Consider the following 17,194-nt stretch of genomic DNA (forward strand, 5'->3'; position numbering starts at 1 on the left):
ACGACAACGACCGAGGAGCCAACCCCGTGACCGGCACCGATCCCGGCCGAACCGTCCCCCGCCGCCCGCGCCTCTCGGCCGGCGGCACCATCGCCCTCGTCTACGTCGTGATCTGCGCCGCCCTGTTCATATGGGCGCTGGTGGTGAGCGCGAACTCGGACGAGTCCATGGCAGGCGTCATCCCCCTCCTCGCCACGGCCCCCGTGAGCCTCGTCCTGCTCGTCCTCCCGGACGGCACCGCGATGCTCGTGGTGGCCGTCGCCCTCGGCGCACTGGTCAACGCGGCGGTCATCACCTGGTGCGCCCGCGCGCTGAGCCGCGGCCGCCGGGCAGGTTGAGCCGTCAATATTCCGTGCTCGCTGTGATTGCGCGGTCAACCTGATTTTGTCTGTTTTTGCCCGTCTCGCCGAGAACTTCCAGACGGGCCGTAATAGGTTAAAGGGGAGGGAAAGTAGGTGAGAGAACAATGCTGAAGTACACGGCCCCCACCCTCGTCCGCCTCGGGCGAATCGAGGAACTGACAGGCCTGCTCAGGCGTGGCACTCCTGACCTCCTCTCACACGGCAACATCCTGTGACACACCGTCGGCCCGGCCCGTCGCACCTGGTCGTGGACTACGTCGGGTGCTCGGGGCGGGCCGTACTCGGAGCCACAGCCGATATGCCGTACGATCCCTGCGCGTGCTTTTCGCGGCAATGGCTCAGCCCCGCAAGCCCCGGCTCCGGAATTCGCCAGGGGCCGCCGCAGCCGGGAAACGGCTCGCGTGTCCTTTTCGTCGGACCGCTCACATTCCGTCCATCTCTGGAATTCATCCAGAGACTTTCCTCCGCGGTGGCCGCCGAGGAATGCGACGCCCTCAACGGACTGCTCACCGCGCTCCCCGCGGAGCTCTCCGGCTGCGTCGTCACACGGCAGCGGGTCCTCTTCTTCCGCGGGCTGTCCAGCCCCGACCAGATCTTCCACCGCAGGGCCGGGGCGGAGGTCCGCTGGTCCTCGGACCCGAGGGATCTGCTCGACGACGGCTTCCCCGAGTTCGACCGGGAGCGGCTGTGGCGCAGTTGCCGGGGCGAGGACGTCTTCCTCTATCCGCACCTCGGGCGGCTGCGCCGCGGCCGGTTCACCGTCTTCGGGCCCCGCGCCACCCGCACCGAGACCTACGACCGGGCCACCCCCCTGGACCTGCCGCGCCGCACCACGCTGCGCGAGTACACCCGCCTCACCTACGAGTTGCTGCTGGAGGAGACCCGGCCCTACACCGGCGGCCGCATCGGCATCCTGCTCTCCGGCGGCGTCGACTCGGCCACCGTGCTGGCGGCGCTCACCGACCACGGCGCCGACGTCACTGCGTACCACATGGGCACCGACGACCCGTCCGCCGACGAGTCCGCGTACGCCCGCCAGGTGTGCCGGCACCTCCGGGTGCCGCTGGTGACCGTCCCCCGCGCCGACGACGCCGACTACCTCGACACCACCTGCGACTTCCCCCACCCCTTCAACCACGTCTGGCCGCGGTCCCTGGAACGGGTCGCCGACCGGATCGCGGCCGACGGGGTGCGCGTGGTGCTGTCCGGGCTGTCGGGCGACGTCATGTTCGGGCCGATGCGCTACGGGGTGTACGACATCCTCACCGGTGACGTGCCGCCGTACGAGAAATGGCGGATGCTGCGCGGACTGCTCGGCACCCGCTGGGAGTCGAGCCGCCTGCTGCGCAGTTTCCGGCCCTCCTACTCCCTCTACGGCGACCCGCAGGCGTGGGCCGAGGTGGAGCTCGGCAGTGACTTTCTGGTGCCTGTGCCGGACGCCGCCCCCGAGACGTACGACCTGGACTTCTTTCCCCAGCAACACACCCTGAACCTCGCCCTGTGGCAGCCGCGCGGCATCCATCTCGCCGACCCTCTCGGCGGCCGGATGCTGCGCCGGCTCGCGGCCCGGCTGCCCGACGCGTACCGGCTGATCCCGCACGCGGGCCGCACCATCGACAAGCCCGTGCTGCGGCTGGCCGCCTCCCACCGGCTGCCGCCCGACGTGTGGCGGCACTACGGGCGGACCTGGCTGGGCTCGCCCGACGAGACCTGGTGCCTGCGCCACCCCGACGCGCTCGCCCGGATCCTCGGCGACCCCGACGCCCGGCTCACCGGCCTCGGCGTCGTCGACCCGCGCCGTCTCGACGAGGTGCTCGCCGACCCCCGGGCGCTGCGCCGCAACGCCGAGAACCTGCTCTGCTCCGCCATGGTCGAGCTCTATCTGCGCGACCTGGAGACACGACTGGCCCGACCCGTCCCGAGGTGACCTCCGATGCCCCTGCTCAAGCTCACCGACCAGACCGTCTTCGACCCCGCGGACGGCGCGGGCGTGCTGCTCGACGGCGCGGAGGGTGCCTACTACGAGCTGAACCCCGTCGCCACCCTCATGCTGCAGGCCGCCCTCCAGTACGACACCGCCGACGAGGCGGTACGGCACCTCGGCAAGCGCATCGACGCCAATGAAGCCACCCTGCGCGAGGGCCTCGACGCCCTCACCGGCAGCCTCGCCGAGAACCACCTGGCCGAGCCGGCGCCATGAAAGACCCCACCGCCGACTGGGAGTTCCTGCTCTGGGACTCCGGGTGCGCGGCTCAACCGCCCCGGCGGGCACGGCTGTTGGCCGCCGCCCGCACGGTCCGCGCCGCACGTCTCCTGCGACGGTGCGGCTGGCCCGAGGCCCAGCAGGCCCTGCGCGCGCTGCGGCCCGTGACCATGGGCGAGCCGGACCCGCGCGAGGCGATCGCGCTCGCCCGCCGCGAGGTGCTGCCCTGCCTCACCGCACTCCGCCTCGCCGACCCCGACGCGCTGTGCCTGCCCCGCTCGTACGCCCTCGTCACCTACCTCACCACGCTCGGCCTGCCCGCCGAGGTCGTGGTCGCCCGGCAGCGCTCGTCCATCGGCGGCCGCTTCGCCTTCCACGCCTGGGCCGAGCTGTACGAGGAGGTGCTCGCCGACATCCCCGGGGTCAGGACCGGCTTCACGGTGCTCCAGCGCTTCGGGTCCGCACACGTGGGACGAGCAGGGTGAGCGAGCGGGACCCGGCGACCGAAGGCCGACAGCGCACCGCGACCCAGGAGATCCGCCGGGTCCTGCGCGGCCACGGCCGCAGGATCTGCCTGGCCGCGGCGCTCGCGCTGGCCGGTTCCGCGCTCGCCCTCGCCCAGCCCCTGGTGGTCAAACGGGTCATCGAGGCGGCGGGCGCGGGCACCGCCACGGGCGGCGCGGTCGCACTGCTGGTCGCGCTGTTCCTCGCCCAGGCCGCCGTCCAGGCGGTCGCACGCTACGTCCTCGCCCGCACCGGCGAGGGCGTCGTACTGGGCCTGCGCCTCGACCTGATCAGCCACCTCCTGCGCCTGCCCATGCGCACCTACGACCGACACCGCACCGGCGACCTCATCGCCCGCACGGCCGCCGACAGCACGGCGCTGCGGCTGCTCGTCTCCGCGGGCTTCACCGACGCGGTCACCGGCAGCGTCGGCATGATCGGCGTCGTCGCGCTGATGGTGTGGCTCGACTGGGTGCTGTTCCTGCTGGTCCTGGCCGTGATCGTGCTCGGCTCACTGGCGGTGGCGTCGGTACTCGAAGGCATCGAACGGGCCTCGCTGCACGCCCAGCAGGCCACCGGCGCGATGACCGCCGAACTGGAGCGCGCGCTCGGCGCCATCCGCACGGTGCGCGCCTCCCGCGCGGAGGAGCGCGAGACCCTGCGCATCGGACGGCAGGCCCGCCGCGCCTACGCCCAGAGCGTGCGGGTCGGCGCCCTCGACGCGGTGATCGCCCCGGCGGTCACCCTCACCATCAACGGCTCCTTCCTGCTCGTCCTCCTGATCGGCGGCATACGGGTGGCCGGCCACGACGGCTCGGTCGCCGAACTCGCCGCGTTCCTCCTCTACATGCTCTATCTGATGTCCCCGGTCGCCGCCGTCTTCCAGGCACTGAGCACCACGCGCCAGGGCCTGGGCGCACTGCGCCGCATCACCGAGGTCCTGGACCTGCCGCCCGAACCGCAGCCGGACCGCACGACCCGCGCCCAACCCCGACTCGCCGCCCCGGTACTGGAGTTCCAGGACGTCCGGTTCGGCTACGACCCCCACCGCCCCGTCCTGCGCGGCGTCACCTTCCAGGTCCCGCGCCACGGCCACATCGCCCTGATCGGCAACTCCGGCGTCGGCAAGTCCACCGTCTTCGCCCTCGCGGAACGCTTCTACGACCCCGACGCGGGCCGTGTCCTCTTCGAGGGCCACGACATCCGCACCCTGGACCGGGCCCGGCACCGCGCACGCATCGGCCTGGTGGAACAGCACGCACCCGTCCTCTACGGCACCCTGCGCGAGAACCTCCTCTACGCCGCCCCCGACGCGCCCCCCGCCGAACTGGACCGCGCGATCGCCCTCGCCCAGCTCACCGACCTGGTCGCCCGCTCCCCGCACGGCCTGGACACCCCGGCCGGCGAGCACGGCACCGCCCTGTCCGGCGGCGAACGCCAGCGCATCGCCCTGGCCCGCTCCCTGCTCACCCACCCGACGCTGCTCCTCCTCGACGAACCGACGGCCCACCTGGACGCGGCCAACGAGGCCGCCCTGCGCCGCTCGATCCGCCGTATCACCGCCGAATGCGCCCTCCTGGTCATCGCCCACCGCTACTCGACGGTCCGCGCGGCCGACCTGGTCCTGGTCCTGGACGACGGCCGGATCGTCGCCACCGGCACCCACGACGAACTCCGGACCACCAGCGAGCGCTATCGCTGCGTCACGGGCGCATTGCCCCTCGGTCGGTGAACGGACCGGAATCGGTCAAGACCTCTCCAACTCCCCTTGGCCGGGGCGAGGATGCGCGTGTTCACTGCGCCGTATGAGACCCATGACCCCCACGAGATCCATGAGATCCCTGATACGTCCGCTGCGTCCGCGCCGGACGGCCACCGTGCTGACCGGTGCGCTCGCCGCTCTCGGACTCTCCCTCGGCACGGCCACCGCCGACACCGTGCCGACGGAGTTCGGGACCGACTACCACGACCCCGTGACCGCGGCCCCGGCCGTCCCGACCCCCCACACAAAGTCCTGCTCGGTCACGGTCGCCGAGGCGCAGTTCAAGGACTTCACGCCGTACACCGGCACCTACACCCCGCCCACCGGCTGCGGCACACCGGGCAGCTGGTCCAAGGTCGTGCTGCGCATGGACGGGAACGTGAAGGGGCGGCAGTACGACCGCCTCGGGTATCTGGACATCGGAGGTGTGCAGGTCCTCCGTACGTCGACGCCCGAGCCCTCGCAGGACGGGATCGACTGGTCCGTCGAGAAGGACGTGACCGAGTACGAGAAGACGCTGAGCAGCGCGCAGTCCGTCGACATGCTGATCGGCAACGTTGTCAACGACACCTACACGGGCGTCCTGAACGTCAAGGTGACGCTGACCTTCTACGCCCCCGGGCCCGGCGCCCGGCGTACCTCCTCGGCCCCCGACCAGGTCATCCCCCTCAGCGCCGGCAACGACGTGACGACCGGCACCCCGCTGACCACCCCGCGCAACTCCGAGCGGATCCTCGCCGAGGTGTACGCCACCGGGTCGGGCGGCGGCTGCGAGGAGTTCTGGTACTCGGCGGTCACGCCGTCCGCCTCGTACTCCTGCCGGGGCGGGGACGACGGGCCGTACCGCGAGGTGCAGGTGAGCATCGACGGGAAGGTCGCCGGGATCGCCTCGCCGTATCCGAACGTCTGGACCGGCGGCTGGTCCCCGTACCTCTGGTCGGTGATCCCCTCCCCGCACGCCTTCGACGTACGGCCGCTGACCTTCGACCTGACCCCGTTCGCGGGTGAGCTCAACGACGGCCGGGCGCACAAGGTCGACGTGTCGGTGCTCGGGGTGCCGGCCGGCCAGACGGGCTGGAGCGCGCCGACGAACATCCTCGTCTGGCAGGACGCGCACAAGTCGGTGGTGAAGGGTGCCGTGACGTTCTACAGGACGGCGGACCCGGCGGTGACGAACACCTACACCGACGGCTCGCTCCGCCACCTGGTGACCGGCGGCAAGGACCACCTGAAGGTCACCGGCTACCTGGACACCTCCCACGGCCGGGTCACGACCACGGTCGAGCGGACCCTCACCGCCGCGATCGACCACCAGTGGACGCCGGACGAGAACACCGACGACCAGACCGGCAAGTGGACCGACCACCGGTCGGTGACGACCAACGGCCATGTGTCCCGCATCGACCGCACCTACACCCTGGACGGCCGCGCCACCATCGACAGCGCGAACCGGCTCCGCGTGATCATGTCGGTCGGCGACCACGCCCTCCTCGACGCCACCCGCATCGACGACACCTACAGCGGAGACGCCACCTTCACCCTCGGCGTAGCCCGCGAGGACCGGCATGCGGTCGCAACGACCGGCGAGCGCTATCGACTCCGGGCTCCGGGCACGTGCTACGACCACACGCTCGCGACGGAGCAAGGGGTACTGACGAAGGACGTACGCGGCTGCTGACCGCCGGTCCCCGGCTCACCCCTGCCCGAGAGCGGAACGGTCGCTCCGGGCGGGGGTCACCGCCGGGGCCATGGGCCCCGCCGCCCGCAGATGCCGGGCCAGCCTCGCCGGGTCGGTGTCGGGGCGGGTCGCCAGCTCTCGGGCCAGGGTTGCGTGGCGGAGCTGGCGGGAGGACGGGGTCTGGGTGGTGAGGACGACGTCGCGCGGGAGTTCGGGGAGGCGGTAGCGGCCCGTGGCCGTCGTGCCCGGGTCCGCGTCCCAGACCAGGACGCGGGACGTGACCGCCGCGTCGATCAGGGGGAGGAGTTCGTCCGGGGGGAGGTCCTGGGCGGCGGCCAGGAGGCTCACGTCCAGCCATTCGCCGTCCGCGGCGGCGTACGTGAGCATCGTGCGGGCCTGGTCGGGGAGTTCGAGCAGGCGGGCGTGGAGGATGTTGCGCACGGCTGCCGGGACCTGGGCCTCCGGGCCGGTGCGGCGGTCGGGCGGGAGTGCGAGGAGCTCGGCCAGGGTGAAGGGGTGCCCCTCCGCGCGCCGGTGCAGGGCCGCGGCCTCCTGGGCAGAGGCGTCCTCGCCGCGTGCCGCGAGCAGTTCGGCCACGTCCTCGGCGGTCAGCGGCTCCAGGGTCAGCCAGGTCGCGTCGAGCAGCGCCAGGTCCGCGAGCAGCATGCTGGACACGGGTGCGTCGGGGTTGCGGAGGGTGCAGAGGAAGACGACCGGCGCTTCCCGCAGCACCTGCGCGAGCCGTCGGAGCAGGCGGTGGAAGCCCTGCGGCGCCTGGTCGAGGTCGTCGACGACGACCAGCGTGGGCGCCTGAGTGAGTTCGTGGACGACCGTGCCGAGCGGGTCCTTCTGCGCCACCTCGTCCTCGGCGGAGTCCTTGCCGTCCTGCCGCAGCGCGTCCAGGAGTTGGACCGTGGGGCAGGTCCGGGAGATCCCGCGGTTGCCGCTGAGCGCCTGACCGGCCCGGGTGCGGGCGACGGTGAACCCGGCCGCCGCGGCCCGTGCGGACAGCTCCTCCACCAGCCGGGTCTTGCCGGAGCCCTGCTCACCGTTGACCACCGCCCACCAGGGGCGGCCCGCGGCCGCGGCCGACAGCAGGGCGGCCAGCTGCGCGGACTCCCCGCGCCGGCCCACGAAGGGGGTGCCGGGGCCCGGGTGCGCGCACGCGGCGGTGAAGTCGGGGACCGCGGCGAGCGAGGCGCCGGGCTGGGCCGCGGCGGTGCCGAGGACGGCGGTGTCGTGCCGCAGGACCGCGGTGTGCAGGTCCCGCAGCTGCGGGCTGGGGTCCAGGCCGAGCTCCGAGGCGAGCATGTCCCGGAACCGTTCGTACCGGCGCAGTGCCTCGACGGGCCGCCCCGCCGCGTACAGCGCCCGCATCAGCAGCGCCCAGGACGTCTCACGCAGCGGTGCCTTGAGTACGAGGCCCTCGGCGACGGCGATCGCCGGTTCCGTCTCGCCCTGCTGGACGAGGATCGAGGTCTGCAGCTCCTTCGCGTCCTGCAGGGCGCCGTCCAGGCGGGTGCGCTCGCGTATCGCGAAGGCGTGCTCGGCGGCCTCGGCCAGCGCCTCGCCGCGCCACAGGCCGAGCGCGGCGTCGATCTCCTGCCGGGCGGTGGGGAGTTGACGGCCCCGGAGCGCCTCGCGCGCCTTGCTCACCGACGCCTCGAAGACCGTTGTGTCCCGTGCCTCGGCGGGCACCTTCAGGGTGTACCCGGCCGGTCCGCTGACCAGTGTGGTGGACCTGCCCTGCCGTACCGGATCGAGGACCGCGCGCAGCCTGCTGATGTGGGCGCGCACGGAGGAGGCGGCACCCGCCGGCCGGTCCGTCGGCCACAGGTCGCGGCAGAGGGTGTGCTGCGAGACGGGGCGGCCGTCCTCGAGGAGCAGCCGGACGAGCAGCAGGCGGCGCTGCCGGGGTCCGAGATCGAGGGCAACGTTGCCGTGCAGCACCTCGACGGGGCCGAGCACGCCGAACCGCATCGCTTGTCCATGACGTGAGTTCAACGGGTCGGCCACCTCCTGGCGACGTCGGGGCATGCAGGCTACGTGATGAAGGGGACAGCGGTTCCCCGCACATGGCTCGATGCCGCCCGTGTCCGCGCATCCGCTTCCGGGACCCGCCGTCGCTGCCGAGTCGTACGAAGTCAACCAACGGGTCGTTGCCCCGCTGTTGTCCGGGTGTTGTTCGTCCGCGTTCCGTCTGCGGAGGCCCTCGCTCATTCGCTGCCGCCCAGCGCGGCCATCGGCGTGATCCGGGTGGCACGGCGGGCGGGCAGGAGACCGGCGAGTGCGGTGAGGGCCGCCAACCCGGCCAGGACCAGCAGCAGTTGGGCAGTCGGCAGGCGCAGGGGTGCCTCGGTGACGGCGGTGCGGATGAGGAGCCAGGCGTACGGGATGCCGAGTGCCAGGCCGAGTACGCCGCCGAGGACGCCGTACAGACCGGCTTCGAGGCTGATGGTGCGGCGCAGGGCGTTCCCGCCGAGGCCCAGCGCGCGGAGCAGCCCGAACTCCCGGGTGCGTTCGATCGCGGTCAGGCTGGTGGTGGCGGTGACGCCGACGACGGCGACGATCACGGTGAGGGCGACCAGTCCGAGTGCGGTGATGCCTGTCGTGCGGACCGTGTCCTTGCTGCTGTCCCGGGATTCCGCGAGGACGGTGAGGGTGACGTCGTCGGGGTCGGGGACGTGTGCGCGGATGGTGCTCTCCAGGGCGCGCTGTGCCTTGCCGCGGGCGGCGAGGCCGTCCACCGCCGCGTCGGCGAGGATGCCGTTCGGGTTCGCGGTGGCGCCCAGCCGGTCGAGATCGGCCGGTGCGACGAGCACGTCCGCGAGGAGCGGGCCCGGGCCGGGCAGCGTGGCGGCGACGGTCAGCTCGACACGGCCGCCGCGATGGGGGTTCCCCCGCTCGAGCGAAGCCGAGAGTGGGGGAGGGAGCGTGAGGGTGTCGCCCGTGGTCAGGCCCAGTTCCGCGGCCAGGGCGGAGCCGATCACCGCGTGGCCCGGACCCAGATCGGCGAGGGAGCCGGTGGCGGCATCGATGTCCCTGCCGGTGGGCAGGGCGGCCGGGGCCAGGTCCGAGACCTCGAACTCCCGGTCGGCGAGGTTCACTTGGCGGGTCCGGTAGGCCGTGACATGAGTCAGCTGCGGGGACGCGGCGAACTGCCGTACGACGGCGGAGTCGAAGCCCTTGCCGGTGGCCGTGATCCGGAAGTCGGCGGGGGCGTCGAGCGCGTCGCTGCGTTCCATGTAGCCGGTGAGACAGGCGAGGCAGACCAGGGCGCCGGAGACCAGCGCCGCGCCGAGCGCCACGACGACGGAGACGGCCGCGGCACGGCGCGGGGTGCCGCCGACACCGCTGACGGCCAGCCTGCCGGTGGTGCCCAGCCGGCGCAGCGGCCATCCGGCGACCGCGAGGACGGGGCGGACCAGGAGCGGGCCCAGCACGATGAGCGCCAGGAAGGCGAGGCCCGCCGAGGCGACGACGACCATCATCCCGAGGTCGCGGTCGTCACCCTTGTTCCGGTCGAGCAGCAGGACGGCGAGGCCCGCGGCCGCGGCGGCGAGCAGGAGCCCGGTGCCGAGCCGGACGGCGCGGATGCCGCGCTCGCCCGTCACGGTGTCCGCGGTGCGCAGTGCGTGCAGCGGGGACACCCGGGCCGCCGACAGGGCGGGGGCGAGAACCGCTCCGACGGTCACCAGCACGGTTCCTACGACGACCAGCACGCCGTACGTCACGGGAAAGCCCGGCGCTGACAGCTCCTCGCCCGCGCTTGCGGCAAGCATGGGGGCGAGGTGCCCGGCGCCCAGCGCGAGCAGCACCCCGAGCGAGCCCGCGACCGCGCCGACCAGGGCGCCCTCTGCGGCGAGTGCGGTCACCAGTCGGCGCTGCGGGGCGCCGATGGCGCGCAGGAGCGCCAACTGCCGTATCCGCTGGGCGAAGACGATCCGGAAGGTCGAGGTGGCGACCAGGGCCGCGGCCCCCACCGCCACGGCCAGGAACACGGAGATCAGCTGGAAGATCTCCTTCAGGTCCCCGCCCACGGCCTCCCGCTCCTCCTGGTCACGTACGGCGCTGCCGGACCTGACCGAGACTCCGGCGGACGCCTTGCCGAGCGCGGTGTGCACCTGCGCGCTCAACTCGCCCTGCGGGACACCGTCCTTGGCGCGGATGTCGATGTGCTCGTAGCCCGGCAGGTCCGCGAGGGGAGCGATGAGGGCGTCGGTGGTGTAGGCGCCGGACTGCTGCTCGGCGGTCGCGGTGCTCTTCACGACGCCGGTGACCGTGACGGTGACCTTGACGGTCCTGTCCCCGTCGTCCGGGTTCTCGGGGTCGGGGACCCGCAGGGTGGTGTGGGTGCCGGGGGAGAGTTCCAGTTCCTCGGCGGCCCGGCGGTTGACGGCGATCTGGCCGGCGCGGTCGGGGTAGCCGCCCTCGACGAGCCGGACCTGGGACAGCGGGCCGGTGCCGGGGTCGGAGTGCAGCTCCAGCCAGTGCTCGGAGGGGCCGGCGATCGGTGCGCCGGAGTTCACGCGGCCGACGGCCTCGGCGACACCCGGCAGTGCGCGGATCCGCTCGAGAGCGGCACCGCTGATGGTGGAGTCGCCGGCGGTCGCGACGAGGCTCACGGCCTCGGGGGTGCCGCGGAAGCGGTCGAGGGTGGTGTTCGTGGTGATCTGCTGGGCCATGACGGTGGCGAAGACCACGAAGGCGGCCACCAGGACCGACATCCCGGTCGTCACCAACCGGCCGGGCCTGCGCAGGAGTTCGGCGAGCTGGGAGCCCAGGACGCTTGCCCGCCAAGGGGTGTTCATCGGGCCCTCCCCGCCGGTTGCAGGGCGCGCATGACATCGCCGCCGTCCGCCCCGTCCACGTCGTCGACGACACGCCCGTCCGCGAGGACGACCACGCGGTCGGCGTACCCGGCGGCCCGTGGGTCGTGCGTCACCATCACCACGGTCTGGCCGAGGTCGCGCACGGAGCGGCGCAGCAGGTCGAGGACCTCCGCGCCGGACTGCGAGTCGAGGTTGCCGGTGGGCTCGTCGGCGAAGACCACGACGGGCCGGGCCAGCAGGGCGCGGGCCAGCGCCACGCGCTGCTGCTGGCCGCCGGAGAGTTCGGCGGGCCGGTGGGAGAGCCGGTCGCCGATGCCGAGCACGCCGACGAGGTGGTCGAGCAGGTCCCCGTTCAGGTGGCGGCCGGTCAGGGTGACGGGCAGCACGATGTTCTCCAGGGCCGTCAGCTGGGGCAGCAGGTTGAACGACTGGAAGACGAAGCCGACCTTGTCCCGCCGTACGCGGGTCAGCTCCCGGTCGGACAGCCCGGTCAGCTCCGTTTCCCCCAGGGTGACTTGGCCCGATGTCGCCGAGTCGAGGCCGGCCAGGCAGTGCAGCAGCGTCGACTTGCCCGAGCCCGAGGGGCCCGCGATGGCGGTGAACCGGGCGCGGGCGAAACCGACCGTCACCGAGTCCAGGGCCCTGACCTGCGCCGGCCCCTGCTGGTAGGCCTTGACCAGATCCACGGCGGTGGCGATGTGTTCGGGCATGCGTGCAGGAATGTCTTCGGTCGTGTCCATGAGCTGGATTCCCCTCCGTCCCGGCGCAGTCAGGAGGCGATCGGGGGGAACACGAGGGTGACGTCCGCGTCCGAGCAGTGGCTGTTGGCCTCCTCCTCCAGCCGCTGGACCTCGTTCTTCGGGGGCGTGCCCTCCCCCTTCGCCGTCGTGGCCGCCCACCCCTCGTAATTCGAGATGCTGGCGCCGAGATATCCGTCGTCGAGCTGGTACCTGCGCTTCTGCGCGCTCTTCTCCCACTTCTCGATACCGGCCTGGTCGCCGGGGATCTTCTGCGCGGAGTCGACGAGCAGTTGCGCCAGCTTGCAGTCGGTCCTGGACGCCTGGCTCGGCTCGTTGCGCTCGTTCCACCAGTAGCCGCCCGCGGCCGCCACGGCCGTGAAAATCAGCAGTGCGACGGTGCCGAAAAGAATGGCCTTGCGGTTCTGCGGGCGTGTGAAAGCAGTCATGGTGACCCCCGGGAATTCCGTCCGACGCTTTTCGTCGATCGGTACGGGTAAATTCTCGGAGGCGGGGCGCCGCGGCACATCGGTTCGGAAACCGATCTCCGGGCCGCCGCCCTCTGACCGGAGTTGGAGGGCGGGACTACGACCGTGGTCTGACGAGCCCGGAGTCGTAGGCGAAGATGACGGCCTGGACGCGGTCGCGCAGGTCCAGCTTGGTGAGGATCTTGCCGAAGTGGGTCTTCACGGTGCCCTCGGCGATGAAGAGGCGGGTGGCGATCTCGCTGTTGGACAGTCCCTCGGCCACCTGCTCGAGCACCTCCCGTTCGCGCAGGGTCAGCAGGTCCAGCCGCTCGTCGTGCTGGGCCGAGGGCGTGAGCTTCCCCGCGAAACGGTCCAGGAGGCGGCGGGTGACGCGCGGGGCGACGACGGACTCGCCGCCCGCCACCACGCGGATCGCCGTCACGACCTCCTCGGGCGGGGTGTTCTTCAGCAGGAAGCCGCTCGCCCCGGCCTGCAGCGCGGCGAAGGCGTCCTCGTCGGTGTCGAAGGTCGTGAGCACCAACACCCGCGGGCCGTCCGGCAGTCGAGTCAGCCGCTGGGTCGCCTCGACGCCGTCCATGACCGGCATACGGATGTCCATGATGACGACGTCGGCCTCGGTGCGGGCCAGCAGCTTCAGTGCGTCCGCGCCGTTCTCGGCCTCGCCCACGACCTCGATGTCGCCCTGCGCGGCCAGCACCATCGCGAACCCCGCCCGGATCAGCGGCTGGTCGTCGACCACCACGACACGTATGGGGTTGTTCGTCTCCGTCATGCCACTGTCCTCACCGGAAGCTCCGCGTCGACCTGCCATCCCGCGCCCAGGCGCGGCCCGGCGGTGAACTTGCCGCCGGACACCTCCACACGCTCGCGCATGCCCACGAGCCCGTTCCCACCGCTGACCCGGTCCGCTCCTCCGGCCCCGGCCAGCTTCCCCGCACCGTCGTCGAGTACGCGAATCACTACGACGTCCCGGTCGAACCGCAGCGTGATCGCGACCTGCGCGCCGGGACCGGCATGCCGCAGCACATTGGTCAGGCTCTCCTGGACGACCCGCAGCACGGTCAGTTCGTCCGCCGTCGACAGACCGCGCCGGTCACCTTCGATGTCCAGGTCCACGTCCAGCCCCGCGGCACGGGCCCGCTCGGCCACCGTCTCGAGGTCGTCCAGCGACACCCGTCTGCGATCCACATCCGGTGCCTCGTCCTGCCCGGAGCCCCGGCCGGTGCGCAGCACCCGCACGATGCGGTGCATGTCCTCCAGCGCGTCCCGCCCGGTGTCGCCGATCGCCTTCAGCGCCGAACCCGCCTTGTCCGGGTCCGACTCGAGGACGTACCCGGCGCCGTCCGCCTGGAGGATCATCACCGCCAGGCTGTGCGCCACCACGTCGTGCAACTCCCGGGCGATCTCCGCACGTTCCTCGGCGGCCGCGATCTGCACCAGGTGCTCCCGCTCCCGCTCGGCCGTGGCGGCCCGCTCCTCCAGGCTCGCCACGTACAGCCGCCGGGTCCGCAGCACCATGGCGGTCAGCCACAGGGCCGCGCCGAGACCGCTGTAGGAGGCCAGCGTGACGAGGTCCACCTCCACCGAACCCCGCGAGCCGGGCAGGCCGAGCCCGGACTGCACCGCGATGCCCACCAGGACGACCGCGCCCGCCGCGTAGCTGTGCCACATCGGCCGGGCGTGGGTGACCACGGAGACCATCGCGACGAGCAGCGCCACGTCGTAGGCGGCCGGGGCGGTCGCCAGCTGGAACGTCGGGTACTCCGAGAGCACGTACTGGACGAGCGCGAGCCCCGAGACCACCGCCATCACCGTCAGCGGCCGGCGTCGGCGGAAGAGCAGCGCCAGGGCCATGCCCGAGCTGATGAGCCGGTCGTACTCCTGGACGTAGCGCGGGGCGATGACGACCACCAGCATCGCGAGCGCGATGTCGTACGCCGTATGTATCCACGGCAATGCCTGTATGCGGCGCAACATGGCGAACAGGCTACGACATCGCCCCGCAAAACCATTCCTGAAAGGGGGTCAATTGCCGACAACAGACCGACAATTCCCGAGCAACAACCCGCGGTTACCTTCGGCATTCCGCGATCAAGAAACTGAAGGAACCCATGCGAAAACTGAAGACCGTCGCCGTCGGTGCAGTGCTGGCATTCGCCGGAATTGCGGGTACGGCGAGTGCTCCCGCCCAGGCGTCCAGCCAGGCGGAATACGTGGCTCTGGGAGATTCGTACGCCTCCGGGGTCGGCGCGGGTACGTACGACTCCGCCAGTGGTGACTGCAAGCGCAGCCCGCTGAACTACCCGCACCAGTGGGCGGCCGCGAACCCCGAGTACTCGCTGAAGGACGTCACCTGCAGCGGCGCGACCATCTCGGACATCCGCAACAACCAGCTGTCCGCGCTGAGTTCCACGACCAACTTCGTCACCATCACGGTGGGCGGCAACGACGCCCAGTTCTCCAGCGTCGTCCAGGCCTGCCTCACCGAGAGCGACAGCTACTGCAAGACGGCCACGGACTGGATGTCGTACTACGCCAGGAACCAGCTGGTGGACGAGCTCGCCGGCCTCTACAAGGACATCAGGGCCCGCTCGCCCAAGGCGCTGATCCTCGTCCTCGGCTACCCGCAGACGCTCTCCTCGACCGGGACCTGCCCCGTCATCGACCTCGACGCCACCAAGCGCACCGCCATGAACGGTCTCGCCGACGCGCTGGCCGAGGGCACCGGGGCCGCGGCGACCAGGGCGTCGGTCTACTTCCTCGACATGCGCTCCATGTTCAGGGACCACGGGGCCTGCGGCTCCGACCCGTGGATCAACGACCTGACCAACGCCTCCGCGGTCTTCCACCCCAACGCCGCGGGCTACACGAAGGGTTACGCCGCCAAGCTCGAGGCCACCTGGGGCTGATACGGCAACCGCCCGGGACGGAGGTGATCCGTCCCGGGCGGTTCCATTCGTGGTGTGTGATCCGTCACGGCCCCAAGTGCCGGTTTTCGGACCCCAGTTATCGATTTCCAGACGCAGTCAGTTGTCAGTCTTTACAGATGTAGTCGACACCGATCAAGAATGATCGGAATCGGGGGGTCCGATTCACTGCTCGGTGCGGCTGAGCACACCGCTCACGTTCAGTACCTCGTGGCATCCCTGCGCCCGGCGGCCGGTGGCCGGAGTGCCCGGCTTCGCACAGGTCACCTCGATGGTCACGGTGTCGTTCGCGGGGATCTTGATGGGGGTGACCCAGTGGTAGTCCTGGTTGCGGAAGGTCTCCAGGGCGATCGTGGTGATCTTGCGGTCGCCGAAGGTGATCGTTATCACCCCTTCGTCGCCCTGGAAGTTGGCGACGACGATGTCCGTCACTCCGAAGATGCTCTTCTCGGGCACCTTGTAAGTGCCGGTCCTGGTCTCCCCACCGGACGTCTTCAGGTCGATGGTCGCCGAGCTCTGCTGGCCGTTGAGCGTGCCGCCGCCGCTCGAGCCGCCGTCGCCGCCCGCACCGGAACCCTGGCCCGAGCCCTGGGCGCCGGGCGAGGCGCTCGCGCCGCCGCCGGAACCGTTGCCGGGTGTCTGCCCGTCGCCCTGTTCGCCTGCAGGTGTGGGGCGCGGCTGGACCGCCTGCTTGGCCGCCTCCTTCGCCGCGCTGCGCACTGCCGGGCGGACCAGCGCGAACCAGGCCAGCAGCAGCGCGAGCAGTGCCGCGAGCAGGGCCAGCAGCCACTTCGGGAAGATGGGGATCTGGACGAACTCCGCGTCCAGCGGCGGCCGGTGGACGCTCTCGTCCGGCCGGGTCTCGTCCCGGTCACCGGTCTCGGCGGTGTGCACGGTGAACGGCCACACCACCGGGTTGCCGAACCACACGGGCTTGCCCGTACGGACCCGCAGTCCGACCTCGGTCGACTCGCCCGGCTCCAGCTTCGGCGCGGCCGGGTTGAACGCGAACGCCAGCTCCTCGCCCGCCTGGCCGGGGGTGAAGCCCACCTGCACCGGGGTGTTGCCCTCGTTGCGCACCGCGAGCCGGTAGCGGCCGCGCAGCCAGCCCCGCCGTCGGCGCGGCTGCAGCTCGGTGCGCAGCTCGTGGAACTCCTCGATGTGCACGGTGGTTTCGGGCACCCGCACCGCGTCGGGGTGCTCGGTCGGCAGGATCCGCACCGCGAGGGGCAGCTCGCCCGCCCGGATCTCCGGGGAGCGCGGCGGCTCCAGACGGATCGTCACCGTCTCGGAGGTGCCCGGGTACAGGGAGACCCGCGCGGGCTCCACGGTGGTCCACGCGGCGCAGTCCCCGACGACCTCCAGGCTGTAGGCCTCGACGATGTCGCTGTCGTTGCGGACGGTCAGACTGGTCGTGGCGGTGCCGCCCGGGGCCACCGTCACTACCGGGATGTCGAGTCCGGGCGCACCGGGACCGGAAGAGGCTGCAGAAGGCGTCACGCCTCCACGCTAGAAACGCCCGCCGGGATGTGCCGAGGAGCGCGAGGGCAACATTCGGGCAGTCGTGGTGCCCGCGAAGTCACTGTCAACTCGCCCGTAACAGTGGCAATGCCGCGTAGTTAAGCCGTGAGGTCGTGCGTCAACTTGATCATCGGCCGTGGTGCCGCGCTGAACAGCATGGGAAACGGGACCCCTGCTACT

The 17,194-nt window shown here is 71.8% G+C and carries 15 protein-coding genes; 8 read left to right on the forward strand and 7 right to left on the reverse strand.

From position 1 onward, the window contains the following. Nucleotides 1–26: 26 nt before the first annotated feature. The 7 genes from ABZ880_RS29095 (at nucleotide 27) to ABZ880_RS29125 (ending at nucleotide 6,509) form a co-directional block, all read left to right on the forward strand. Entirely contained in the window at nucleotides 27–338 is a 312-nt protein-coding gene (locus tag ABZ880_RS29095; RefSeq protein ID WP_361268371.1) for a hypothetical protein, read from the forward strand. A 128-nt stretch (nucleotides 339–466) separates the two neighbouring features. Next, on the forward strand, nucleotides 467–577 hold the full coding sequence (locus tag ABZ880_RS29100) for a lasso RiPP family leader peptide-containing protein (protein ID WP_361268374.1): 111 nt from the start codon (nucleotides 467–469) through the stop codon (nucleotides 575–577). Nucleotides 578–831: 254 nt separating this feature from the next. After that, nucleotides 832–2,289 (forward strand): asparagine synthase-related protein, encoded by a 1,458-nt coding sequence (locus ABZ880_RS29105; RefSeq protein ID WP_361268377.1) that lies wholly within the window; start codon nucleotides 832–834, stop codon nucleotides 2,287–2,289. A 6-nt stretch (nucleotides 2,290–2,295) separates the two neighbouring features. Next, on the forward strand, nucleotides 2,296–2,562 hold the full coding sequence (locus ABZ880_RS29110; RefSeq protein WP_361268380.1) for a PqqD family peptide modification chaperone: 267 nt from the start codon (nucleotides 2,296–2,298) through the stop codon (nucleotides 2,560–2,562). Next, complete coding sequence (locus tag ABZ880_RS29115; protein WP_361268383.1) at nucleotides 2,559–3,050, forward strand: lasso peptide biosynthesis B2 protein; 492 nt, start codon at nucleotides 2,559–2,561, stop codon at nucleotides 3,048–3,050. Before ABZ880_RS29110 ends, ABZ880_RS29115 begins: the two co-directional genes overlap by 4 nt. Next, nucleotides 3,047–4,801: an ABC transporter ATP-binding protein gene (locus tag ABZ880_RS29120; protein WP_361268386.1), complete on the forward strand. Its 1,755-nt coding sequence runs from the start codon at nucleotides 3,047–3,049 to the stop codon at nucleotides 4,799–4,801. The genes ABZ880_RS29115 and ABZ880_RS29120 overlap by 4 nt, the downstream gene beginning before the upstream one ends. Nucleotides 4,802–4,901: 100 nt before the next feature. Further along, complete coding sequence (locus ABZ880_RS29125) at nucleotides 4,902–6,509, forward strand: peptide-N4-asparagine amidase (RefSeq protein WP_361268389.1); 1,608 nt, start codon at nucleotides 4,902–4,904, stop codon at nucleotides 6,507–6,509. A gap of 15 nt (nucleotides 6,510–6,524) precedes the next feature. Here the strand turns inward: ABZ880_RS29125 and ABZ880_RS29130 are convergent, their stop codons facing one another. The 6 genes from ABZ880_RS29130 to ABZ880_RS29155 all read right to left on the reverse strand — a co-directional run bounded on the left by ABZ880_RS29130 (nucleotide 6,525) and on the right by ABZ880_RS29155 (nucleotide 14,543). Beyond that, nucleotides 6,525–8,489: a BTAD domain-containing putative transcriptional regulator gene (locus tag ABZ880_RS29130; protein ID WP_361268391.1), complete on the reverse strand. Its 1,965-nt coding sequence runs from the start codon at nucleotides 8,487–8,489 to the stop codon at nucleotides 6,525–6,527. Nucleotides 8,490–8,725: 236 nt separating this feature from the next. After that, nucleotides 8,726–11,320, reverse strand: coding sequence for an ABC transporter permease (locus ABZ880_RS29135; protein ID WP_361268394.1), 2,595 nt, complete (start codon nucleotides 11,318–11,320; stop codon nucleotides 8,726–8,728). Then, nucleotides 11,317–12,081, reverse strand: a complete 765-nt coding sequence (locus ABZ880_RS29140) for an ABC transporter ATP-binding protein (RefSeq protein WP_361268397.1) — start codon at nucleotides 12,079–12,081, stop codon at nucleotides 11,317–11,319. The genes ABZ880_RS29135 and ABZ880_RS29140 overlap by 4 nt, the downstream gene beginning before the upstream one ends. A gap of 29 nt (nucleotides 12,082–12,110) precedes the next feature. Further along, nucleotides 12,111–12,527 carry a hypothetical protein gene (locus ABZ880_RS29145; RefSeq protein ID WP_361268399.1) on the reverse strand — a complete coding sequence of 139 codons (417 nt, stop codon included), beginning with the start codon at nucleotides 12,525–12,527 and terminating at the stop codon, nucleotides 12,111–12,113. Nucleotides 12,528–12,663: 136 nt separating this feature from the next. After that, the gene (locus tag ABZ880_RS29150; RefSeq protein WP_361268401.1) at nucleotides 12,664–13,338 is read right to left on the reverse strand and encodes a response regulator transcription factor; all 675 of its coding nucleotides are present in this window, start codon (nucleotides 13,336–13,338) and stop codon (nucleotides 12,664–12,666) included. Next, nucleotides 13,335–14,543, reverse strand: coding sequence for a histidine kinase (locus ABZ880_RS29155; protein ID WP_361268404.1), 1,209 nt, complete (start codon nucleotides 14,541–14,543; stop codon nucleotides 13,335–13,337). The genes ABZ880_RS29150 and ABZ880_RS29155 overlap by 4 nt, the downstream gene beginning before the upstream one ends. 134 nt (nucleotides 14,544–14,677) lie before the next feature. On the opposite strand from ABZ880_RS29155, the gene ABZ880_RS29160 reads away from it, so the two are divergent. After that, entirely contained in the window at nucleotides 14,678–15,475 is a 798-nt protein-coding gene (locus ABZ880_RS29160; protein ID WP_361268406.1) for an SGNH/GDSL hydrolase family protein, read from the forward strand. Nucleotides 15,476–15,658: 183 nt separating this feature from the next. Here the strand turns inward: ABZ880_RS29160 and ABZ880_RS29165 are convergent, their stop codons facing one another. Further along, a complete protein-coding gene (locus ABZ880_RS29165) occupies nucleotides 15,659–16,993 on the reverse strand; it encodes a hydrolytic protein (protein WP_361268408.1) in 1,335 nt (444 codons plus the stop codon). Nucleotides 16,994–17,194 lie beyond the last annotated feature (201 nt).

This window comes from Streptomyces sp. NPDC047043 (assembly GCF_040644055.1).
Taxonomy (GTDB): domain Bacteria; phylum Actinomycetota; class Actinomycetes; order Streptomycetales; family Streptomycetaceae; genus Streptomyces.